The 20,329-nt window shown below is 69.7% G+C and carries 21 protein-coding genes; 5 read left to right on the top strand and 16 right to left on the bottom strand.

The genetic code is table 11. The features are described from left to right. Positions 1 to 5: 5 nt before the first annotated feature. On the top strand, positions 6 to 821 hold the full coding sequence (locus ABD817_RS26465; RefSeq protein WP_344920857.1) for an MBL fold metallo-hydrolase: 816 nt from the start codon (positions 6 to 8) through the stop codon (positions 819 to 821). Positions 822 to 1,285: 464 nt separating this feature from the next. Next, the gene (locus ABD817_RS26460) at positions 1,286 to 2,086 is read left to right on the top strand and encodes an alpha/beta fold hydrolase (RefSeq protein WP_344920856.1); all 801 of its coding nucleotides are present in this window, start codon (positions 1,286 to 1,288) and stop codon (positions 2,084 to 2,086) included. Between the two features lie 143 nt (positions 2,087 to 2,229). Here the strand turns inward: ABD817_RS26460 and ABD817_RS26455 are convergent, their stop codons facing one another. Continuing rightward, a complete protein-coding gene (locus ABD817_RS26455) occupies positions 2,230 to 2,472 on the bottom strand; it encodes a DUF6343 family protein (RefSeq protein ID WP_344920855.1) in 243 nt (80 codons plus the stop codon). 302 nt (positions 2,473 to 2,774) lie between these two features. On the opposite strand from ABD817_RS26455, the gene ABD817_RS26450 reads away from it, so the two are divergent. Further along, positions 2,775 to 3,290, top strand: a complete 516-nt coding sequence (locus tag ABD817_RS26450; RefSeq protein ID WP_344920854.1) for an SPW repeat protein — start codon at positions 2,775 to 2,777, stop codon at positions 3,288 to 3,290. A 142-nt stretch (positions 3,291 to 3,432) separates the two neighbouring features. On the opposite strand, the gene ABD817_RS26445 is transcribed toward ABD817_RS26450, so the two are convergent. The 5 genes from ABD817_RS26445 to gap form a co-directional block, all read right to left on the bottom strand. Next, the gene (locus ABD817_RS26445; protein ID WP_012892502.1) at positions 3,433 to 3,780 is read right to left on the bottom strand and encodes an RNA polymerase-binding protein RbpA; all 348 of its coding nucleotides are present in this window, start codon (positions 3,778 to 3,780) and stop codon (positions 3,433 to 3,435) included. A 77-nt stretch (positions 3,781 to 3,857) separates the two neighbouring features. Continuing rightward, positions 3,858 to 4,088 carry a preprotein translocase subunit SecG gene (gene secG, locus ABD817_RS26440; protein ID WP_030905020.1) on the bottom strand — a complete coding sequence of 77 codons (231 nt, stop codon included), beginning with the start codon at positions 4,086 to 4,088 and terminating at the stop codon, positions 3,858 to 3,860. A 132-nt stretch (positions 4,089 to 4,220) separates the two neighbouring features. Continuing rightward, positions 4,221 to 5,006, bottom strand: a complete 786-nt coding sequence (tpiA, locus tag ABD817_RS26435; protein WP_344920853.1) for a triose-phosphate isomerase — start codon at positions 5,004 to 5,006, stop codon at positions 4,221 to 4,223. 81 nt (positions 5,007 to 5,087) lie between these two features. Continuing rightward, on the bottom strand, positions 5,088 to 6,275 hold the full coding sequence (locus tag ABD817_RS26430) for a phosphoglycerate kinase (RefSeq protein ID WP_344920852.1): 1,188 nt from the start codon (positions 6,273 to 6,275) through the stop codon (positions 5,088 to 5,090). Beyond that, positions 6,275 to 7,279 carry a type I glyceraldehyde-3-phosphate dehydrogenase gene (gene gap, locus ABD817_RS26425; RefSeq protein WP_344920851.1) on the bottom strand — a complete coding sequence of 335 codons (1,005 nt, stop codon included), beginning with the start codon at positions 7,277 to 7,279 and terminating at the stop codon, positions 6,275 to 6,277. Before gap ends, ABD817_RS26430 begins: the two co-directional genes overlap by 1 nt. A gap of 215 nt (positions 7,280 to 7,494) precedes the next feature. Between gap and ABD817_RS26420 the strand changes: the two genes are divergently transcribed. Then, the gene (locus ABD817_RS26420; RefSeq protein ID WP_344920850.1) at positions 7,495 to 8,013 is read left to right on the top strand and encodes a hypothetical protein; all 519 of its coding nucleotides are present in this window, start codon (positions 7,495 to 7,497) and stop codon (positions 8,011 to 8,013) included. Between the two features lie 25 nt (positions 8,014 to 8,038). On the opposite strand, the gene whiA is transcribed toward ABD817_RS26420, so the two are convergent. The 7 genes from whiA to uvrA form a co-directional block, all read right to left on the bottom strand. Beyond that, entirely contained in the window at positions 8,039 to 9,019 is a 981-nt protein-coding gene (gene whiA, locus ABD817_RS26415) for a DNA-binding protein WhiA (RefSeq protein ID WP_329079024.1), read from the bottom strand. 93 nt (positions 9,020 to 9,112) lie between these two features. Further along, positions 9,113 to 10,030, bottom strand: a complete 918-nt coding sequence (locus tag ABD817_RS26410; RefSeq protein WP_329093993.1) for a gluconeogenesis factor YvcK family protein — start codon at positions 10,028 to 10,030, stop codon at positions 9,113 to 9,115. A gap of 14 nt (positions 10,031 to 10,044) precedes the next feature. Beyond that, positions 10,045 to 10,917, bottom strand: coding sequence for an RNase adapter RapZ (gene rapZ, locus ABD817_RS26405; protein WP_344920849.1), 873 nt, complete (start codon positions 10,915 to 10,917; stop codon positions 10,045 to 10,047). Then, entirely contained in the window at positions 10,914 to 12,872 is a 1,959-nt protein-coding gene (uvrC, locus tag ABD817_RS26400; RefSeq protein ID WP_344921177.1) for an excinuclease ABC subunit UvrC, read from the bottom strand. The genes rapZ and uvrC overlap by 4 nt, the downstream gene beginning before the upstream one ends. Positions 12,873 to 13,224: 352 nt before the next feature. Next, positions 13,225 to 13,698, bottom strand: a complete 474-nt coding sequence (locus ABD817_RS26395; RefSeq protein ID WP_344920848.1) for a Rieske (2Fe-2S) protein — start codon at positions 13,696 to 13,698, stop codon at positions 13,225 to 13,227. Positions 13,699 to 13,938: 240 nt separating this feature from the next. After that, positions 13,939 to 14,364 (bottom strand): Rieske (2Fe-2S) protein, encoded by a 426-nt coding sequence (locus tag ABD817_RS26390; protein ID WP_344920847.1) that lies wholly within the window; start codon positions 14,362 to 14,364, stop codon positions 13,939 to 13,941. Between the two features lie 88 nt (positions 14,365 to 14,452). Further along, on the bottom strand, positions 14,453 to 17,293 hold the full coding sequence (uvrA, locus tag ABD817_RS26385) for an excinuclease ABC subunit UvrA (RefSeq protein ID WP_344920846.1): 2,841 nt from the start codon (positions 17,291 to 17,293) through the stop codon (positions 14,453 to 14,455). Between the two features lie 273 nt (positions 17,294 to 17,566). Here uvrA and ABD817_RS26380 point away from each other — a divergent pair, with 273 nt between their 5' ends. Further along, positions 17,567 to 18,208: an MBL fold metallo-hydrolase gene (locus tag ABD817_RS26380; protein ID WP_344920845.1), complete on the top strand. Its 642-nt coding sequence runs from the start codon at positions 17,567 to 17,569 to the stop codon at positions 18,206 to 18,208. A gap of 202 nt (positions 18,209 to 18,410) precedes the next feature. Here ABD817_RS26380 and ABD817_RS26375 read toward each other — a convergent pair whose 3' ends face one another. From ABD817_RS26375 to ABD817_RS26365, 3 genes are all read right to left on the bottom strand, one after another. Beyond that, on the bottom strand, positions 18,411 to 18,680 hold the full coding sequence (locus ABD817_RS26375; RefSeq protein WP_344920844.1) for a hypothetical protein: 270 nt from the start codon (positions 18,678 to 18,680) through the stop codon (positions 18,411 to 18,413). A 147-nt stretch (positions 18,681 to 18,827) separates the two neighbouring features. Then, positions 18,828 to 19,661, bottom strand: coding sequence for a CDP-diacylglycerol--serine O-phosphatidyltransferase (pssA, locus tag ABD817_RS26370; protein ID WP_344920843.1), 834 nt, complete (start codon positions 19,659 to 19,661; stop codon positions 18,828 to 18,830). Continuing rightward, a complete protein-coding gene (locus ABD817_RS26365) occupies positions 19,648 to 20,295 on the bottom strand; it encodes a phosphatidylserine decarboxylase (RefSeq protein ID WP_344920842.1) in 648 nt (215 codons plus the stop codon). Before ABD817_RS26365 ends, pssA begins: the two co-directional genes overlap by 14 nt. Positions 20,296 to 20,329 lie beyond the last annotated feature (34 nt).

Below are 20,329 nucleotides of genomic sequence, written 5' to 3'. Positions count from 1 at the left end.
CTGCCGTGAACGATCTGCCCATCTGCGTCACCTGCGGGGTCCAGTACGCCGCCCCCCGGGAGAACTGCCCGATCTGTGAGGACGAGCGGCAGTACGTCGGCTGGGAGGGGCAGCGCTGGACCTCCCTGAACGAGCTGCGCGCGACAGGGCACAAGCCGCTGATCGCCGAGGAGGGCGCCGGGGTGGTCGGGGTCGGCAGCGACCCCGCCACGGCCATCGGCCAGCGGGCGCTGCTGGTCCGCACCCCCGGCGGCAACGTGCTGTGGGACATGGTCACCCACCTCGACGACGAGCTGATCAGGCAGGTCACCGAGCTCGGCGGGATCGACGCCATCGCGATCAGCCACCCGCACTTCTACGGCTCGATGGTGGAGTGGGCGCACGCCTTCGACGTGCCGATCCACATCCACGCGGCCGACCGCGACTGGGTGGGCCGCCCCGACGACTCCGTCGTGTTCTGGGAGGGCGACACCCACGAGATCCGCGAGGGGCTGACGCTGATCAACGCGGGCGTCCACTTCGACGGCGGCCAGGTCCTGCACTGGCGCGACGGCGAGGAGGGCCGGGGCGCCCTGTTCTCCGGCGACATCCTCCAGGTGGTCCAGGACCGCCGCTGGGTGAGCTTCATGTACAGCTACCCCAACCTCATCCCCGAGCGCCCCGGCACGATCCACCGCGCCCTGTCGCTGCTGGAGCCGTACTCCTTCGACCGCGTCTACGGCGGCTGGTGGAAGCGGATCGTGCACACCGACGGCGCCGAGGCCGTCCGCCGCTCCGCCGACCGCTACCTGTCCTACGCCCTGGACGATCGAGCCGGGTGAGACGGGCTCCTCGCCGATGAGAGAGCCGGAGCGGAACCCCGGATGAGAAGCCGGGAAAGGGGTTCCGGTCTCTCACCCGGGAAGCTCCGGGAGAGCCTCGAAGCCCGGGATCAGAAGTACTTCGAGGTGAGGTCGACCGTCGGCCACGAGGTCACCGCGCGGGCGCGAGGAGTTTCTGGCCGACGTACGACTCGTAGCCCATGCCGGAGACCTTCTCGATGATCCGCCCGAGCGGGCCCCGCCCCCAGGGCGAAGGCGGGTACGGCCTCGGCGCCCACCTGGAGGAGCCGGCGGCGTGTCAGCCCGGTCATGCTTGTCGTCACTGGTGACCCCCGTGTCACGTACGTATCAGGAAAACCCATATATTACGGATCTTCCTAACCCCGCGCGCCCCTCGTCATCGCGTCACCACGGAACCGTTCGGCGCGCGGAATATTGTCGGTGGGTAAAGCTACGGTCAGGGAATGACACAGGTGATATCGCGTGACGGCACGCCGATCGTCTACGAGCGGGCCGGCAGCGGTCCGGCCGTCATCCTGGTGGGTGGCGGCCTGGACGACGGCTCGGAGAACGCTCCCCTCGTCCCGGAGCTGGCGGAGGATTTCACGATCGTCAACTACAGTCGCCGCGGACGAGGGAAGAGCGGCGACACGTCGCCGTACGCGCTGGAACGCGAGTTCGAGGATCTCGCGGCGTTGATCGCCGCGGTCGGCGGTTCCGCGCACCTGTTCGGCGCCTCCTCCGGCGGTGCCCTCGCGCTGGAGGCCGCGGCGGCCGGGCTGCCGATCGGCAGGATCGCGGTGTACGACGTGCCCTACAGCATCGGTGACGACGCCGTCCAGACCTGGCAGGACTACCTCACGCGGCTGCGGGCGGCGCTCGGCGACGGGCGGCGCGAGGAGGCGCTCTCGCTGTTCATGCGGCTGGCGGGCTCGTCGGACGACGACATCGCCGCGGCGAGCGCCTCCCCGATGTGGCCGCCGCTCCTCGACCTCGCGCCCACCCTCGCCTACGACGCCGTCTGCCTGGGAGACGGGCCCCCGCCCGTCACCCGGCTGGCGACGATCACCCAGCCGACGCTGGTGGCCACCGGCGCGGGCCTCGCCTCCCACATGGCCGGGCTGCGGGTCGACTTCTTCGGCCAGGCCGCCGACGTGATCACCTCCCACGTCCCCGGCGCCGAGCGTCTGGTCATCGACGTGTACGAGCACGTGGTCGACCCGAAGGTCCTCGCCCCCGTCCTCACGCGCTTCTTCCTGGCCTGAGCCTGGGCCTGCCGCCCCGAGCGTCCCCTCCCGGAAGCTCCGCGTCACGCCCGCCCTCCCCCGCGCGCCCGGATCGTCTCCGGCCGCCGGATCCCCCTGACAGGGCCGAGCACGCCCTGTTCGAACCACTCGAACTATGCGAACTATTCGAACAGGGTGTGCTGTTCACCACCCCGCCGTCTGCGGGCGATCCGGATCCCGAGCACCACGATGTCCACCACGGCGACGGCCGCCAGCACGGCCAGGCTCACGGCGAGCGCGGTGATCCCGGCCCACGCCGAGAGAATCGCCAGAGCCGCGCACACCACCAGACCGAAGCTCGCCAGGAAAAGCCGCAGATTCAGCGCGCTCCTCGGGTGATCATGCGTTCCTGACTTCTCGTCCATAAGGTCACCTCCGGGCAACCCCGTTTTCCCCTCGGCTCTCCCTGTTTCCGCGAGGGGGTATGTCCCGTTTTGTACCCAAGGCTCGCCCCACCACCCCGGCGCGATCACACCGATCACCGCAGGTCACCGCCCCCGAGAGAGGCCACGACGAGGGGTGAGTACGCCGGATCTCCACGTCCCGAAGATTTCATTAGCTAGATTTGTACTACTTTGGGCTGTTTGGAGCTTATATCGGGTATGCAAGCATAAATTCGCTTTCACCGGAAATCGAATTTGCATGAAATCGGTAAGGGGGAAGGGTCATGACACGACCTGCAAGCCTGGAACAACATCCCGATCTCATCGAAATGCGGGAACGGTACGAACGAGCGGGCTCCAGTTCGATAGCCCAGGTCATCGACGGACTGGGCCTCCTGGCGGGCCTGTACCTGGCGATCTCTCCCTGGGTGGTCGGCTTCAACAACCTGCCCAGGCTCTCCGTGAGCAACATCGTCACCGGCATCGCGGTCGCCGCCATGGCCATCGCCCTCGCGTCCGCCTACGGCCGGACGTACGGGATCAGCTGGGTCGTACCGGTCATCGGAATCTGGACCATAGTGTCGCCCTGGATCACCGGCTCGGCGACGAGGGGGAGCATCTGGAACAACGTCGTCACCGGTATCGTCATCCTCCTTCTCGGCCTGGGAGCCGTGGCGGTGGGCTCGAAGAGGATGCCCGGCATGTCACAGAGGAGAGACGTCACTCACCGGGGAGACTCGTCCAACAGGTCGGACATGCCGAACATGCCCAACAGGCCGGACATGCCCCACAGGCCCTAGGTCAGAGTGGCATCGCGCGGTGGCGAGGGATCGTCCCGGCGGGTTCCGAGGCCGTGGCGCGCGAAAGGCCCCCGCGGGGGTCTCCCTCGGGGGCCTTTCAGGCGTGCGTGTCAGTCGTGCCGGACCGTACGCGAGAGCCCGGCTAGTAGATCGGGCGCGAGGAGGAGCGCAGCCGCTCCAGTGCCTCGGCCAGGATCTGCGCGCCGTCCTTGTCGCTGCGGCGTTCCTTCACGTACGCGAGGTGCGTCTTGTAAGGCTCGTTGCGCGGCGGGGCGGGCGGGTTGGCCTCGTCCTGACCGGCGGGGAGGCCACACCGGGGGCAGTCCCAGAACTCGGGAACGGCCGCGTCACTGGCGAAACTGGGGCGCGTCTCATGCATGTTCGCGCACCAGAAAGGCACCCGCACACGGGGGGCCGCCTCGCCGCGCTCCGCCTCCCCCATCGGGCCGGCACCGACACGGCTGCCACGGATCGCGTTGCCACTACCCACGGATGAACTCCTTGCTCGATGGCCCCGCCGCTTGGGGATGCGGGGACTGAACCACTGTCACGCCTGTCGAAGCCGGGTCAGGGCCGCAGAAGCAGGCCCAGCGCGATGATGCAGACGAACCAGACGACACCGGTGATGACGGTGAGCCTGTCGAGGTTGCGCTCCACCACGGAGGAGCCTCCGAACGACGACGAGAAACCGCCACCGAACAGATCCGAGAGGCCGCCGCCCTTGCCCTTGTGGAGCAGGACGAGCAGCATCATCAGCAAGCTCGACAGGATGAGGGCGATGGAGATTCCGATTGTCACCGTTGACCTGTTCCCTATGTGCGCGTGACCCGCGTCCGGGCACGACCCTTGTGTACGCCGAAGGCGTGACGATTCAAACTTGCTCTAAGAGGGTATGACGTGCTGTCAAGTCGTACCCACCGAATGGCTCAGTCAGCTCGACAATTCGCCAAAACGGCAAATCTTGACGAACTCCCCGGGGTCGAGGCTCGCGCCACCGATCAGGGCACCGTCGACATCAGGCTGCGCCATGATGCCCGCGATGTTGTCAGACTTGACCGACCCACCGTAAAGGATACGGACACCGGCGGCCACTTCGGCGTCGTACAGCTCGGCGAGTCGCGTCCGCAGTGCCCCGCAGACCTCCTGCGCGTCGTCCGGGGTGGCCACCTCGCCGGTGCCGATCGCCCACACCGGCTCGTAGGCGAGCACGACGGACGCGACCTGCTCGGCGGTGACCTTGCGGAGCGCGCCGTCGAGCTGCGCGACGCTGTGGGCCACCTGGCCACCGGCCCGGCGCACCTCCAGGCCCTCCCCCACGCACAGGATGGGGGTGAGCGAGTGCCGGTAGGCCGCCTGCACCTTGGCGTTGACGACGTCGTCGTCCTCGCGGTGGTACTGGCGGCGCTCGGAGTGACCCGCGAGGACGAAGGTGCAGCCGAGCTTGGCGAGCATCGCCCCGGAGATCTCACCGGTGTAGGCGCCGCCGTCGTGCTGCGACAGGTCCTGCGCGCCGTAGACGATCCGCAGCTTGTCGCCGTCGACCAGGGTCTGCACACTGCGCAGGTCGGTGAACGGCGGCAGCACGGCCACCTCGACCCTGTCGAAGTCCTTGTCGTTCAGCGCGAAGGCGAGCTTCTGGGTGTGCGCGATGGCCTCGAGGTGGTTGAGGTTCATCTTCCAGTTGCCTGCCATGAGCGGCTTACGAGGTGTGCTCATCGTTCGCTCACCACTCCTTGTTGACTGCGCGGACGGCGTCGGTCGTCGACCGGCCGCTCCGCTCACCGCGTGGGTTCACTTCTACCGCTCCAGCGCCACGAGTCCGGGGAGGGTCTTGCCCTCCAGGTATTCGAGGCTGGCCCCGCCACCGGTGGAGATGTGGGAGAACCCGTCCTCCGCCAGGCCGAGCCTGCGCACGGCGGCGGCCGAGTCTCCCCCGCCGACGACCGTGAAGGCCTCCGAGGCGATCAACGCCTCGGCGACCGCGCGAGTTCCGCCGGAGAAGGCCTCGAACTCGAAGACGCCCATCGGGCCGTTCCAGAACACGGTCCTGGCGTCGGCCAGCTTGCCCGCGAACAGCTCGCGGGTGCGCGGGCCGATGTCGAGCCCCTCGCGGTCGGCCGGGATCGCGGTGGCGTCGACCACCTCGTACTCGGCGTCCTCGGCGAACTCCACGGCCGCCAGCACGTCGACCGGCAGGACGATCTCCACGCCGCGCCTGCCCGCCTCGTCGAGGAAGCCGCGCACCGTGTCGAGCTGGTCCTCCTGGAGGAGCGAGTTTCCGACCTCGTAGCCCTGGGCCGCCAGGAAGGTGTAGGCCATGCCGCCGCCGATGAGGAGCCGGTCGACCTTGGTCAGCAGGTTGCCGATGACGCCGAGCTTGTCGGAGACCTTGGCACCGCCGAGCACCACGACGTACGGCCGCTCGGTCTCGTCGGTCAGCTTCCTGAGCACCTCGACCTCGGCCCCGACCAGACGGCCCGCGGCGTGCGGCAGCAGGCCGGGCACGTCGTAGACGCTGGCGTGCTTGCGGTGCACCGCGCCGAAGCCGTCGCCCACGTAGGCGTCGGCGAAGGCGGCCAGCTTCGCGGCGAAGGCGGCCCGCTCCTCGTCGTCCTTGGACTCCTCGCCCGGCTCGAAGCGCAGGTTCTCCAGAAGGGCCACCTGGCCGTCCTGGAGGCCCTCCACGACGTCCTGGGCGGACTTGCCGACCACGTCCGTGGCGAAGGCGACATCGGCGCCCAGGAGCTCACCCAGCCGCTTCGCGACGGGGGCCAGGGAGTATTCCGGGTTCGGCTTGCCCTTGGGGCGTCCCAGGTGCGCGACGACGACCACGCGGGCACCCCTGCCCGCGAGCTCCTTGATCGTCGGCACCGAGGCGCGGATGCGGCCGTCGTCGGTGATGACGTCCCCCTCCAGGGGGACGTTGAGGTCGGCGCGCACCAGGACGCGCCGACCCTCCACGTCGAACTCGGAGATGTCCTTCATCAGAGGTCGGCGCCGACCAGCTCGATGAGGTCGGCGAGACGGTTGGAGTAACCCCACTCGTTGTCGTACCAGCCGACGACCTTGACCTGGTTGCCGATCACCTTGGTGAGGGGCGCGTCGAAGATGCAGGACGCCGGGTCGGTCACGATGTCGGAGGAGACGATCGGGTCCTCGTTGTAGGTGAGGTAACCCTTGAGCTCACCCTCGGCGGCGGCCTTGAGGGCGGCGTTGACCTCCTCGACGGTGGTCTCGCGGCCGACCTCGACGGTGAGGTCGGTGGCCGAGCCCGTGGGGATCGGCACGCGCAGCGCGAAGCCGTCGAGCTTGCCCTTGAGCTCGGGCAGCACCAGGCCGATGGCCTTGGCGGCGCCGGTCGAGGTCGGCACGATGTTGATCGCGGCGGCGCGGGCGCGGCGCAGGTCGCCGTGCGGGGCGTCCTGCAGGTTCTGGTCCTGCGTGTAGGCGTGGATCGTGGTCATCAGACCCTTCTCGATACCGAAGGTGTCGTTGAGGACCTTGGCCATCGGCGCCAGGCAGTTGGTGGTGCAGGAGGCGTTGGAGATGACCGTGTGGCTGGCCGGGTCGTACTTGTCGTGGTTGACGCCCATCACGACGGTGACGTCCTCGTTCTTGGCCGGAGCCGAGATGATGACCTTCTTGGCGCCGTTCTCGGCGTGCACGCGGGCCTTGTTGGCGTCGGTGAAGAAGCCGGTCGACTCGACGACGACGTCCACCCCCAGGTCGCCCCAGGGCAGCTTGGCGGGGTCGCGCTCGGCGAACGCCTTGATCGTCTTGCCGTCCACGATGATCTCGTCGGCGGTGCTCTTCACCTCGTACGGCAGGCGGCCGAGGATGCTGTCGTACTTCAGCAGGTGGGCGAGCGTGGCGTTGTCGGTCAGGTCGTTGACCGCGACGATCTCGATGTCCTTGCCGCTGGCAGCGACCGCGCGCCAGAAGTTGCGGCCGATGCGGCCGAATCCGTTGACGCCTACGCGGATGGTCACGGTGCCGATCTCCTCGTACGTCGATGCGCCGGTCTCTCGGGATCGGCGACTTGGGGCGGGCTGAAACCTCAACCACGAACCTTATCGGACCCAAATTGGCCTAGACCACTTGAGGGGGCCTTCGTTATTCCCCAACCCACGAGCAGGTATCGCACCATTCAAGTAAAGTGCCCGACTCGTCACTGTAAACACCCTCAACCCCACGAGGACCTGCCATGACAGACAACGATCCGCACCTGGCGAACGGTCTCCTGCCAGGCGTTCTCACCGGTCTCCTCGCCACCGTGGCCGGCGCCGCGGGCTACGGCGCGCTCATCGCCTTCAGCGGGTACGAGATCGGCTTCGCCGCCATCGGCGTCGGTCTCCTCGTCGGCTTCGCCATGATCGCGGTCAGGCCGGCCAGCCCGGTGCTGCCGCCGCTGGCCGCCCTCCTCTCCCTCGTCGGCGCCGCGCTCGGCCAGGTCGTCGGATCCGCCGTCGGCTGGGCTCGGGCGTCGGGCGAGGAGTACGGTCCCGTCTTCGTCCAGGCGCTCGACGCCTTCCCCGAGGACCTCCGCCGCGAGCCCATCTCGCTGCTGTTCTGGGTGGTGGCCGCCTACGTGGGCTTCAGCTTCGTGAACAGGCGCGTCAAGAGCGCCCGCGAAGCCCACGACAGCCGCGCCGCCTCGTCCGTCCCGCAACCGGACGAGGCCGCCGACCGCGTGAACTACTTCGAGCCCAGGAAGCAGCCCTGAGCGAGGGCTTTTCCGGCGGGGAGACCTACGGGGCCAGCATGTCGACGGTGAGATTGGCCTCGGTGTTGGGAATGCCGATGTCCTGAGCCCGCTTGTCGGCCATGGCCAGCAGGCGGCGGATGCGACCGGCGATGGCGTCCTTGGTCAGGGGCGGGTCGGCGAGCTGGCCGAGCTCCTCCAGGGACGCCTGCTTGTGCTCCACCCGCAGGCGACCGGCGATCACCAGATGCTCGGGGGCCTCCTCCCCGAGGATCTCCAGGGCCCGCTGGACCCTGGCCCCCGCGGCGACCGCGGCGCGGGCCGAACGGCGCAGGTTGGCGTCGTCGAAGTTGGCCAGCCGGTTGGCCGTCGCACGGACCTCGCGGCGCATCCGCCGCTCCTCCCAGGCCAGCACGCTGTCGTGGGCGCCCAGCCGGGTCAGCAGCGCGCCGATGGCGTCACCGTCACGGACCACCACCCGGTCGACGCCGCGCACCTCCCTGGCCTTGGCGTGGATCTTCAACCGCCGCGCGGAGCCGACCAGCGCGAGCGCCGCCTCGGGCCCGGGACAGGTGACCTCCAGCGACATCGAACGGCCCGGCTCGGTCAGCGAGCCGTGCGCCAGGAACGCCCCCCGCCAGGCCGCCTCGGCGTCGCAGGTCGCCCCCGCGACGACCTGGCGGGGCAGGCCGCGGACCGGGCGCCCGTGGTTGTCGATCAGACCGGTCTGGCGGGCGAGCGCCTCCCCGTCGCGGTAGACCCGCACGAGGTAGCGCGAACCCTTGCGCAATCCGGCCGGGGCCAGGACGAGCACCTCCGCCTTGTGCCCGAAGACCTCACCGATGTCCTTGATCAACCGTCGGGCGGTGACGTTGGTGTCGAGCTCGGCCTCGATCACGATCCGGCCGCTCACCAGGTGCAACCCGCTCGCGAACCGCAGCAGCGTCGACACCTCGGCCTTACGGCAGCAAGGCTTCAGGACCGGCAGCCTGCTCAGCTCGTCCTTGACCACACCTGTCATCGCCATGCGCGTTCGTCCTCCCCCATACAGACCCCATGCGGCCCGAGATAAATCGGGCTCACAGAAGTTTCTCGCACTCCTGAGCACCGCTGACCAGGATCAACGCTTCTCACGGAAAATCTCGTCCAGGACGGAGGCAAGACGTTGTGCATCGTGTCGCGGGGAGCCGTCCTCGTCCGCCACGGAGGCGAGGACCAGCCTCCCGCCGAGGTCGGCCGCGGCCTTCTCCAGCTCGTCGCGGTCGTCGATCACCCCGGTGTCGGCGACGACGACGTCGATCTCCAGGGAGGGCGCGTGCTGGCGCAGCACCTCCAGGTGCTTCTGGGGGGAGAAGCCGTCGGTCTCCCCCGCCTGCGGGGCGAGGTTCAGCGCGACCAGGCGGCGGGCGCGGGTGGCGTGCAGCGCCTCGGCCAGCTCGGGCACCTTCAGGTGGGGCAGCACGCTGGTGAACCAGGAGCCGGGGCCGAACACCACCCAGTCGGCGTCGAGGACCGCCTGGACGGCCTCGGGGCACGCCGGCGGGTCCTCGGGCAGCAGCGAGATGGCCCGGACCCTCCCGGGAGTGAGCGCGCAGGCCACCTGGCCGCGTACCGTGCTCACCTCGCCGTCCAGCTCGACCTCGGCGGCGATGTCGAGCGGCACCGAGGACATCGGCAGCACCCGCCCGTGCGCGCCGAGCAGCCGCCCGAGCCAGTCGAGCCCGGAGACCGTGTCGCCGAGCCGCTCCCACAGCGCCACGATCAGCAGGTTGCCGATCGCGTGGCCGTGCAGGTCGCCCTCGCTGCGGAAGCGGTGCTGGACGACCTCGCTCCAGGTGCGCCCCCACTCGTCGTCACCGCACAGCGCGGCCAGGGCCATCCTCAGGTCTCCCGGGGGAAGCACACCGAGCTCGCGGCGGAGACGGCCGCTCGACCCCCCGTCGTCGGCGACGGTGACCACCGCCGTCAGCCGGGAGGTGACCCTCCGCAATGCCGACAGCGAGGCGTACAGCCCGTGTCCCCCACCCAGCGCGACGATCTTGAGACCCTCATTCACTCCCGGCCCACATCCCGATGGCTCACCTGCACCTCCATGCCACCCCTGTCGCGCAGCCGGCCGCCGATCTGCTCGGCCATGGCGACGCTGCGGTGCTTGCCGCCGGTGCAGCCGACGGCGAGCGTGGCGTAGCTCTTGCCCTCGCGGGTGTAGCCGGAGGCGATGATGGCGAACACCTCCTCGTAGGCGTCGAGGAGTTCCTTCGCACCCGCTTGGTTGAGAACGTACTCCCGTACGGGAGCGTCCAGTCCGTTCATGGGGCGAAGTTCGGGAACCCAGTGGGGATTGGGCAGGAACCGGCAGTCGACGACCAGGTCCGCGTCGACGGGCAGGCCGTACTTGTAGCCGAAGGAGACGACGTTGACCCGCAGGCCGGGGCGGTCCTCCCCGCCGAAGAAGGCGACGATCTTCCCGCGGAGCTCGTGGACGTTGAGGTTGGAGGTGTCGATCACCAGATCGGCGTTGGCCCTGACCTCGCGCAGGATGCCGCGCTCGCGGGCGATCCCGTCGACCAGGCGGCCGTCGCCCTGCAGCGGGTGCGGGCGGCGGACGTTCTCGAACCTGCGGACCAGCTCCTCGTCACTGGCCTCCAGGAACACCACGCGCACGGCGACGCCGCGCCCCTCCAGCTCCTCGATCGCGCTGTTGAGGTCGCTGGTGAAGGCCAGGCTGCGCACGTCGACCACCGCGGCCACCTTGTCGGCGGCGAGCTTGACCCGGCCCGCCTCCTCGGCCATGGCGAACAGCAACCCGGGCGGCAGGTTGTCGATGACAAACCACCCCAGGTCCTCCAGGGCCTTGGCGGCGGTGCTCCGCCCCGCCCCCGACATTCCGGTGACGAGGACGAACGCGGGCTCTCTTTCGCTCATGGGTTCTGCCCCTTCAAGGCCGACACGATCGTCTCGGCCGTCGAGGGGCCGATCCCGGGAACCTCGCAGATCTGCGCCGCGGTCGCCTCCCGCAGCCGTTTCACCGATCCGAAATGCTTGATCAACGCCTGCCTGCGGGCCGGGCCGAGGCCGGGGACCTCGTCCAGAGCGCTTTCCCTGACGCTCTTCGACCGCTTGGATCGATGGTAGGTGATGGCGAAGCGGTGGGCCTCGTCGCGCACCCGCTGAAGAAGGTAAAGGGCCTCGCTGGAGCGGGCGAGGATCACCGGCAGGTCCTCGCCGGGCAGCCAGACCTCCTCCAGCCGCTTGGCCAGGCCGCACACCGCGACGTCGTCCACGCCCAGCTCGTCGAGCGCCCTGCGGGCCGCCGCGGCCTGCGCGGGACCGCCGTCGACGACGACGAGGTTGGGCGGGTAGGCGAACTTGCGCGGCCTGCCGGTCTCCGGGTCGACGCCGGGCGTCCGCGGCTCCTCATCCGGCCCCTCGGCGGGCTCTTCCTCGAGCTCGATCCCGGTGGCCGCGTCGAGCTCCCCGGTGGCGGAGCGCTCCTCCAGGTAGCGCTTGAACCGGCGGGAGATCACCTCGTGGATGGAGGCGACGTCACCCTCGGTGGAGCGCACGGAGAACCTGCGGTATTCGCTCTTGCGGGCCAGGCCGTCCTCGAACACCACCATGGAGGCCACCACGTCGGTGCCCTGGATGTGGGAGACGTCGTAGCACTCGATGCGGAGCGGCACCTGGTCGAGGTCGAGGGCGTCGGCGACCTCCTGCAGCGCCCTGCTGCGCGCGGTCAGGTCGCTGGCCCGCCTCAGCTTGTGCTGCTTCAGGGACTCGACGGCGTTGCGCTCGACGGTCTCCATCAGCGATCTCTTGTCGCCGCGCTGGGGGACCCTGATCTCCACCCGCGCCCCGCGCTGCTCGCCGAGCAGCTCGGTGACCGCCTCGGCGTCGGGGGGCAGGACGGGCACCAGCACCTCCCTGGGCAGCGCCTCGGCGGCCGCGTCGCCGTACATCTGCAGGAGGAACTGCTCGACCAGCTCGCCCGGCGCGGCCTCCTCGACCTTGTCGACCACCCAGCCGCGCTGGCCCCTGATGCGCCCGCTCCGGACGTAGAACACCTGGACGGCGGCCTCCAGCGGATCCTCCGCCAGGGCGACCACGTCGCAGTCGGTGTTGTCGCCGAGGACCACGGCCTGCTTCTCCATCGCCCGCTGCAACGCCTGGATGTCGTCGCGCAGCCTGGCGGCCCGCTCGTACTCCTGCTCGACGGCGGCCTCGCGCATCTCGCGCTCCAGCCGCCTGATGAACCGGCCGGTGTTGCCCGCCATGAACTCGCAGAAGTCGTCGGCCAGCTCCCGGTGCTCCTCGGCGGTGACCCGCCCGACGCAGGGGGCGGAGCACTTGTCGATGTAACCCAGCAGGCAGGGGCGGCCGATCTGCGCGGCCCGCCTGAACACCCCGCCCGAGCAGCTCCTGATCGGGAAGACCCGCAGCAGCAGGTCGACGGTCTCCCGGATCGCCCAGGCGTGGGAGTAGGGGCCGAAGTAGCGGGTGCCCTTGCGCTTGGCGCCGCGCAGCACCTGGACCCTGGGGAACTCCTCCCCCATGGTGACCGCGAGGTAGGGGTAGGACTTGTCGTCGCGGTATTTGACGTTGAACCGCGGGTCGTACTCCTTGATCCAGGAGTATTCGAGCTGGAGGGCCTCGACCTCGGTGCCGACGACCGTCCAGTCGACGCCCACGGCGGTCGTGAGCATGGTCTGGGTGCGCGGATGCAGGCCCGCGAAGTCGGCGAAGTAGGAGTTGAGCCGCTGACGCAGGCTTTTGGCCTTGCCGACATAGATGACCCGGCCGTCGGCGTCCTTGAACCGGTAGACGCCTGGGAACTCGGGGATGGACCCCGGCTTCGGCCGGAAACTCGCGGGGCCACCCACAGATCTCGCCACATGAAAAGCCTATCGGCCCGGACCGACAGCTTTCCTTACAGATTCCCGGACGGCACGCGGCCGGGAGGCGACGGGACTCCGCGCCTCACGCGGCCCGGCTTTCCGGCCCGACGCCAGGACGGGAACCTTCCGGCCCGACGCCAGGACGGGAACACGATGACCCGGCCTTCCCACCGGCCCGGGGCCGGGACGGCCCCACCCGGCGGTCGTACCGCTCCGTGCCGTTCCATGCCGCTCCGCCGCCGGATGGCCCGGCGCCGTGGGGCCGTCCCGCGCGCCGTACGGCCTCCCGCGGCCCCCGCCGGAACGTTCCTCCCGGCGGTGGGCGCGCGGCCGAGCCTCAGGCGAGGACGATGGAGTCGCCGTCCACCTTGATCGCCTTCTCCGCCAGCGGCTTGGTGGCCGGGCCGTTCGCCACGGAACCGTCAGCGATCTTGAACTTGCTGCCGTGGCACGGGCAGTCGATGGTGCCGTCCGCGATCGTGTCGACGTCGCACCCCTGGTGGGTGCAGACGGAGCTGAACGCCTTGAACTCCCCCGCGGCCGGCTGAACGATCACGATCTTCTCGTCCTTGAAGACCTTGCCGCCCCCCTCGGGGATGTCCGCGGTCTTGGCCAGGGCGTTCGCCCCGGAGCCGCCCGAGTCGGCGCCCGCGCTCGTCTCGGCCGCCTCCGGCGCCTGCGAGGAGGCGGTCGAGGACGTGTCCCCGCCGTCCGACGCGGGCTCCCCGTACCCCGCGCACGCGGTCAGCACCGCGGCCATCCCGGCCCCACCGGCGCTCAATATCACCGTACGACGCGTCGTCTCAGTCATGTATATCCTCCAGAATCATCATCTTCAGGTACGGCTGGCACCCCGATGACGGTTCAGCATGCCGCACATCGCGTCAGGAGACTGTGAAGAATTACCCCCTCGGCGCTCTTTCCGGGCCACCCGGAGAATCCCTCCGGAAACCCTCGTCGCGGGCTTTCGGACCCGCCCGGACCCGGCGCACCGGCCCCGGCGAACCCGGTGAGCCCGCGCCTCCCCGGAGGAAGGAGGCGGCGCGGGCCGTCAGACCATGATGATCTCGTCGCCCTCGACCTTCAGGGCGTACTGGGCCAGCGGCGCCTCCGCCGGGCCCTTGAGGCACTTCCCCGAGTCGACGGCGAACTCGCTGCCGTGACAGGGACAGCGGATGACGCCGTCCCCGATCCTGCCGACCGCGCACCCCCGGTGCGGGCAGCTCGCCGTGAACGCCCTGAACACCCCCGAGGTCGGCTGGGTGATCACGATCTTCCACTTGCCGATCACCTTGCCGCCGCCCACCGGGATGTCGGCGGTCCGCGCGATGGCCTTCCCCTTGATCCCCGGCGGCACGACGGCGGCGGCGGACTCCCCCCCGCCACACCCCACCAGCGCCGCCCCGCACGCCACGGCCCCCGCGGCGGCGATCACCTGCCTGCGCGCGGGCATGGCGGAGGTCTCCTGCGTGCTCATCGCGGCCCTTCTCGCAATGTCATCCCCGGCGGAACCGGGCTCCCGCGTCAAGGGTATTGACGGGGGAACCCGGTCCGGAATCCGGCCCTCAGCTGCCGAGGATCTTGCGCAGAAAGCGGCCGGTGTGGCTCTCGTCGACCAGCGCGACCTCCTCGGGCGTGCCGACGGCGAGCACGCTGCCGCCCCGGGAGCCCCCCTCGGGGCCCATGTCGATCAGCCAGTCGGCGGTCTTGATCACGTCGAGGTTGTGCTCGATGACGATGACCGTGTTGCCCCCGTCGACGAGCTTGCCCAGGACGCCGAGCAGTCTGCGGATGTCCTCGAAGTGCAGGCCGGTGGTGGGCTCGTCGAGCACGTAGATCGTCCGGCCGGTGGAGCGGCGCTGCAGCTCGGAGGCGAGCTTGACGCGCTGGGCCTCGCCGCCGGACAGGGTCGTGGCGGGCTGGCCGAGCCTGACGTACCCCAGGCCGACGTCGTTGAGCGTCTTCAGGTAGCGCTTGATGGCCGGGATGGAGTCGAAGAAGCCCAGGGCCTCCTCGATCGGCATGTCGAGCACCTCGGAGATCGTCTTGCCCTTGTAGTGGACCTCCAGGGTCTCCCGGTTGTAACGCGCCCCGTGGCAGACCTCGCAGGGCACGTAGACGTCGGGCAGGAAGTTCATCTCGATCTTGAGGGTGCCGTCTCCCGAGCAGGCCTCGCACCGGCCGCCCTTGACGTTGAAGCTGAACCGGCCCTTCTGGTAGCCGCGGACCTTCGCCTCGGTGGTCTGCGCGAACAGGTCGCGGACCTTGTCGAAGACGCCGGTGTAGGTCGCCGGGTTGGACCGGGGCGTGCGGCCGATCGCCGACTGGTCGACGTGCACGACCTTGTCGACCAGGTCCATCCCGTTGACCCGCGCGTGGCGGCCGGGGACGGTGCGCGCGCCGTTCAGCTCCTTGGCCAGCGCGTTGTAGAGGATGTCGTTGACCAGGGTGGACTTGCCCGACCCCGAGACGCCGGTGACCGCGGTCAGCAGCCCCAGGGGGAACTCCACGTCGACGCCCTTGAGGTTGTGCTCGCGGGCGCCCTTCACGGTGATCTGCCGCTTCTTGTCGCGCTTGCGGCGGGCGGCGGGGATCGCGATCGTCTTGCGGCCGGACAGGTAGGCGCCGGTCATCGAGTCTTCCGAGGCCAGCAGGTCGGCCACGGTGCCGGAGACGACGACCTGGCCGCCGTGCTCCCCGGCCCCGGGGCCGATGTCGACCACCCAGTCGGCGGCGGCGATGGTGTCCTCGTCGTGCTCGACCACGATGAGCGTGTTGCCCATGTCGCGCAGCCTGATCAGGGTCTCCAGCAGCCGCTGGTTGTCCCGCTGGTGCAGGCCGATGGAGGGCTCGTCCAGGACGTACAGCACCCCGACCAGGCCCGAGCCGATCTGGGTGGCGAGCCGGATGCGCTGCGCCTCGCCACCGGCGAGGGTGCCGGAGGCCCGGTCCATGGTCAGGTAGTCGAGGCCCACGTCGAGCAGGAAGCCCATCCGGGCGTTGATCTCCTTGACCACCCGCTCGGCGATCTGCATGTCGCGGTCGGACAGCTTCAGCCCGGCGAGGAACGTCGCGCAGTCGCCGATCGACATCGACGAGACCTCGGCGATCGAGCGGTCCTCGACCGTGACGGCGAGCGAGACCGGCTTGAGCCTCGCCCCCTTGCAGGCCGGGCACGGGATCTCCCGCATGTAGCCTTCGTACTTCTCGCGCATGCCGTCGCTGTCGGACTCGCCGTGGCGGCGCTGCACCCAGGGGATGACCCCCTCGAACGTGGTGTAGTAGGAGCGCTGGCGGCCGTAGCGGTTGCTGTAGCGGACGTGGACCTGCTCGTCGTGGCCGTACAACAGGGCCTTCTGCGCCTTCTTGGGGAGCCGCTCCCACGGGGTGTCGAGACCGAACCCCATGGTCAGGCCGAGCGCCTCGACCAGACGGACGAAGTAATCGCTGGTATGGCCACCGGCCCACGGGGAGAGCGCGCCCTCGCCCAGCGGCCTCTCGGGGTCGGGCACGATCAGGTCGGGGTCGACCTCCATGCGCACCCCCAGGCCCGTGCACTCGGGACAGGCCCCGAAGGGCGAGTTGAACGAGAACGAGCGGGGCTCCAGCTCCTCGAACGACAGGTCGTCGTAGGGGCAGTAGAGGTGCTCCGAGTAAAAACGCTCGCGGTTGGGGTCGTCCTCGGGCAGGTCGACGAACTCCAGGGTGATCGTCCCGCCCGACAGGCCCAGGGCGGTCTCCACGGAGCCGGTCAGGCGGCTACTCGCCCCCTCCTTCACGGAGAGGCGGTCGACGATCACCTCGATGTCGTGCTTTTCCTGCTTCTTCAGCGTCGGCGGCTCGTCCAGCCTGACCACGGTGCCGTCGACGCGGGCGCGGGCGAAGCCCTTGGCCTGCAGCTGGCTGAACAACTCGGCGTACTCGCCCTTGCGGCCGCGGACCACCGGGGCGAGCACCTGGAAGCGGGTGCCCTCCTCCAGCTCCATGACCCGGTCGACGATCTGCTCGGGGCTCTGCCTGGCGATCGCCCGCCCGCACTGCGGGCAGTGCGGCTTGCCGATGCGCGCCCAGAGCAGGCGCAGGTAGTCGTACACCTCGGTGATCGTGCCGACGGTGGACCGGGGGTTGCGGCTCGTCGACTTCTGGTCGATCGACACCGCGGGCGAGAGCCCCTCGATGAAGTCGACATCGGGCTTGTCCATCTGCCCGAGGAACTGCCGCGCGTACGCCGACAGCGATTCGACATAGCGGCGCTGGCCTTCGGCGAAGATCGTGTCGAAGGCCAGGCTTGACTTGCCCGAGCCGGACAGCCCGGTGAAGACGATCAGAGAGTCTCGCGGAAGGTCCAGCGAGACGTCCTTGAGGTTGTGTTCACGTGCACCACGCACGATGAGGCGGTCAGCCACAGCAGTCCCGACGTCGTTGGTAGAGGGTTGGAAGCGGTCGCGGGAAGACTAGCGAGGAGGACCGACAATTTTCCGGACCGGCGTCCGGAGTCGCTTCCCCGCCCCCTCCAGACTACGGACTCCCCTCGGATATCGCAGGTGGCCCACGGTTTCAACGATGTGAACACCCCCCTTATGCCCCTCACCGCCCGCCGGGCGGAATGATGATGGTGACGAGGGCGGGACGAGCGCCGCCCCGCCTTCCCGCGACCCCGTCCGATCCGAGGAGAATCCGTGACGTACACCGGTGATGTACAGGTCGGCGGCCCCGCCGACCTGCGCGAGCTGCCCGCCCTGACGATCGCCAAGCTGGCCGTCGGCCCGTTCGACAACAACGCCTACCTGATCCGGTGCACCCAGACCGGCGACGGCGCGCTCATCGACGCCGCCGCCGAGCCCGACCGGCTGCTGGAGCTCATCGGCGACCAGCCGATCAGCAAGATCGTCACCACCCACCAGCACGGCGACCACTGGCAGGCCCTGGAGGAGGTCGCCGAGGCGACCGGCGCCTCGGTGATCGCCCACCCGCTCGACGCGGGGGCGCTGCCGGTGCCGGTGGACCTGGAGGTGGAGGACGGCGACGGGATCACCGTCGGCGTGGTCAGCTTGGAGGTGATTCACCTGCGCGGGCACACTCCCGGCTCGATCGCCCTGCACTACCCGGGCCACCTGTTCACCGGCGACTCGCTCTTCCCCGGCGGCGTCGGCAACACCAACAAGGATCCCGAGCGGTTCGCCCAGCTCTTCGCCGACGTCTCGGAACGGATCTTCGACCGGCTGCCGGACGACACCTGGGTCTATCCGGGCCACGGCAAGGACACCACTCTCGGCACCGAGCGCCCCTCACTGCCCGAGTGGCGCGAACGCGGCTGGTGACGGGCCACTGACACCCCGCCGGGCGGTGGCGGGCGACCGGCCCCGCACCGCCCGCCACGCCCCCGGTACCACCGGGCACGGGCGGTGCGGGCAATCGTTTTCCCGGTACCGCCGGGCGCGGGAGTGACAGGCGACCGGCCCCGTACCGCCTGAAGTACCGCCCGAACGCGGCCGGTGACCGCTCGCGGCGAGAAGGCGGGAGTCAGCCGCCGAAGACCCGGAGGATCCGATCCGCGGCCTTGGACGGATCCTCCACCCGCTCGACCAGATCGCCCCAGGACCAGCGGTAGAACCAGCCCTCGGCCAGCGGCACGCAGTCGAGGGTCTCGCTGAACATCGCCGCCTCCGGATCGCTGACCCGCAGCGACGGCGGGTTCCGCCTGAGCGTCACGCTCATGCCTCTCAGCTCCAGCTCGCGGGCGAGCATGCCGAGGAAGTAGGTGCGCGTGTGCTCATGCGGCTCGGGTGCCATGAGGCAATTGAACGCAGCCGCGCCGGGCAGGGGAAGCGGAGCGGGACATTCCGGGGCAAGAACGGATCTCGGCATGGCCTATCCGCGACCGTCGGCCGCCCTCGCCCCATCGGGAAACCGGCGGGGGCTCGCTCCGGGCGGTCGGCCTCAGCCGACCCCGGCGGACGCCCTGCGCTGCTCCTTGCGCTTCTCCCGCTTGAACATCAGGACCCGCAGCGGGATGGCCGCCACGATCGTCAACTGCATGACCGCCCCGACCTTGATCAACGTGTCGCCACCGGCCAGGCCCGCGACCCAGATGGTCAGGCAGGCAACGTTGATCATCATCCAGGCGAGCACGGCGGCGGCCAGGTTGCCCTTGGGCTTGGGATACTCGATCCGGCTCACCATGAGGTACGCCACCCCGAAGACGGGCAGGATCGTCCAGATCGACGGGGGGAACAGCAGCACGACCGAGACCACGGTCATCGCGCCCATCGGGATGGGCAGCCCCATGAAGTCGCCGCTCTTGGTCTTCACGCAGGCGAAGCGCGCGAGCCGGACGACCCCGGCCAGCAGCACCGACGACGCCGCGGCCATCACCAGCAGAAAAGGGATCTGCTGATTGAACCCCGCCCAGATGACCACCATGAAGGCGGGCGCGAAGCCGAAGCTGATCACGTCGGCGAGGTTGTCCAGCTCGGCGCCCATGGCCGAGGCGCGGAACTTCCTGGCCACCAGGCCGTCGAACAGGTCGCAGGTGGCGCCGATCAGCAGGAGCACCACGGCGGTGCCGAAGAACCGGGGGTCGGCCGCGAAGGGCTTGTCCTCCTGCAGCGCGCTGATGGCCGACCAGGCGAGCACGCAGACCGCGAGGAAACCGCAGAGGGCGTTGCCGAGGGAGAGGGAGTCCGCGGCCGACAGGCGGAACGCCTTGCCCACGGGTCCTCGTGGCTCGTCGTCCGTCTCGTCCATCGGCCAGCTCGCGTCAGCCGTGGTCAAGACTCGTCACCCCCGCGACCGTCTTCTGGCCCACGGAGACGGCCGGGGCGATTCCCTCGGGGAGGTAGAGGTCGACCCGCGAGCCGAGCCTGATCAGGCCGATCCGCTCCGCCTTGGCCACCTTCGCCCCCTCGGCCACGTAGGGCACGATGCGGCGCGCGACCGCGCCGGCGATCTGGACCATCTCGATGTCGCCGAGGGCGGTGTCCAGGTGCCAGACGACCCGCTCGTTGGTGTCACTGTCCTTGTTGAACGCGGGGAGGTACCCGCCGGACACGTGCTCCATCGAGGTGACCGTGCCGGCCAGCGGCGCCCGGTTGACGTGCACGTCGAGCGGGCTCATGAAGATCGCGACCCGGGTGCGGCCGTCCGGCCACGGGTCGATGCTCTGCACCACGCCGTCCGCGGGCGACAGGATCCGCCCGGTGCCCGGAGTGCGATCCGGATCGCGGAAGAACCAGAGCATCCCACCGGTGAGCGCTGTCAGCGGCACCGCCGCCAGTGCCCAGCGCCGGTCACGACGGCTGAGCAGGGATGTCGCGGCGGCGGCGGCGACGGTCGGGAGCAACCACGGGGAGACGCCACGGGCCAGGCCGAGTGGGCCTGGCCTGTGGCTTGCTGAATCGTGGGACACAGGGAACCTTTGTGATGTCTTGCGGCATTAGACC

This window comes from Streptosporangium oxazolinicum (assembly GCF_039537505.1).
GTDB classification, from domain to species: Bacteria; Actinomycetota; Actinomycetes; order Streptosporangiales; family Streptosporangiaceae; genus Streptosporangium; species Streptosporangium oxazolinicum.
The sequence above is the reverse complement of the archived record's forward strand: the minus strand, read 5'-3'. Positions and strand labels throughout refer to the sequence as shown.

Excerpts from the sequence above, each read along its gene's own strand:
- ABD817_RS26375 (WP_344920844.1), bottom strand. The coding sequence starts at position 18,680 with ATGGCACCCGAGCCGCATGAGCACACGCGCACCTACTTCCTCGGCATG.
- tpiA (WP_344920853.1), bottom strand. The coding sequence starts at position 5,006 with ATGAGCACACCTCGTAAGCCGCTCATGGCAGGCAACTGGAAGATGAAC.
- ABD817_RS26430 (WP_344920852.1), bottom strand. The coding sequence starts at position 6,275 with ATGAAGGACATCTCCGAGTTCGACGTGGAGGGTCGGCGCGTCCTGGTG.
- rapZ (WP_344920849.1), bottom strand. The coding sequence starts at position 10,917 with ATGAGCGAAAGAGAGCCCGCGTTCGTCCTCGTCACCGGAATGTCGGGG.
- ABD817_RS26420 (WP_344920850.1), top strand. The coding sequence starts at position 7,495 with ATGACAGACAACGATCCGCACCTGGCGAACGGTCTCCTGCCAGGCGTT.
- whiA (WP_329079024.1), bottom strand. The coding sequence starts at position 9,019 with ATGGCGATGACAGGTGTGGTCAAGGACGAGCTGAGCAGGCTGCCGGTC.
- ABD817_RS26450 (WP_344920854.1), top strand. The coding sequence starts at position 2,775 with ATGACACGACCTGCAAGCCTGGAACAACATCCCGATCTCATCGAAATG.
- ABD817_RS26460 (WP_344920856.1), top strand. The coding sequence starts at position 1,286 with ATGACACAGGTGATATCGCGTGACGGCACGCCGATCGTCTACGAGCGG.
- ABD817_RS26395 (WP_344920848.1), bottom strand. The coding sequence starts at position 13,698 with ATGACTGAGACGACGCGTCGTACGGTGATATTGAGCGCCGGTGGGGCC.
- ABD817_RS26455 (WP_344920855.1), bottom strand. The coding sequence starts at position 2,472 with ATGGACGAGAAGTCAGGAACGCATGATCACCCGAGGAGCGCGCTGAAT.
- ABD817_RS26390 (WP_344920847.1), bottom strand. The coding sequence starts at position 14,364 with ATGAGCACGCAGGAGACCTCCGCCATGCCCGCGCGCAGGCAGGTGATC.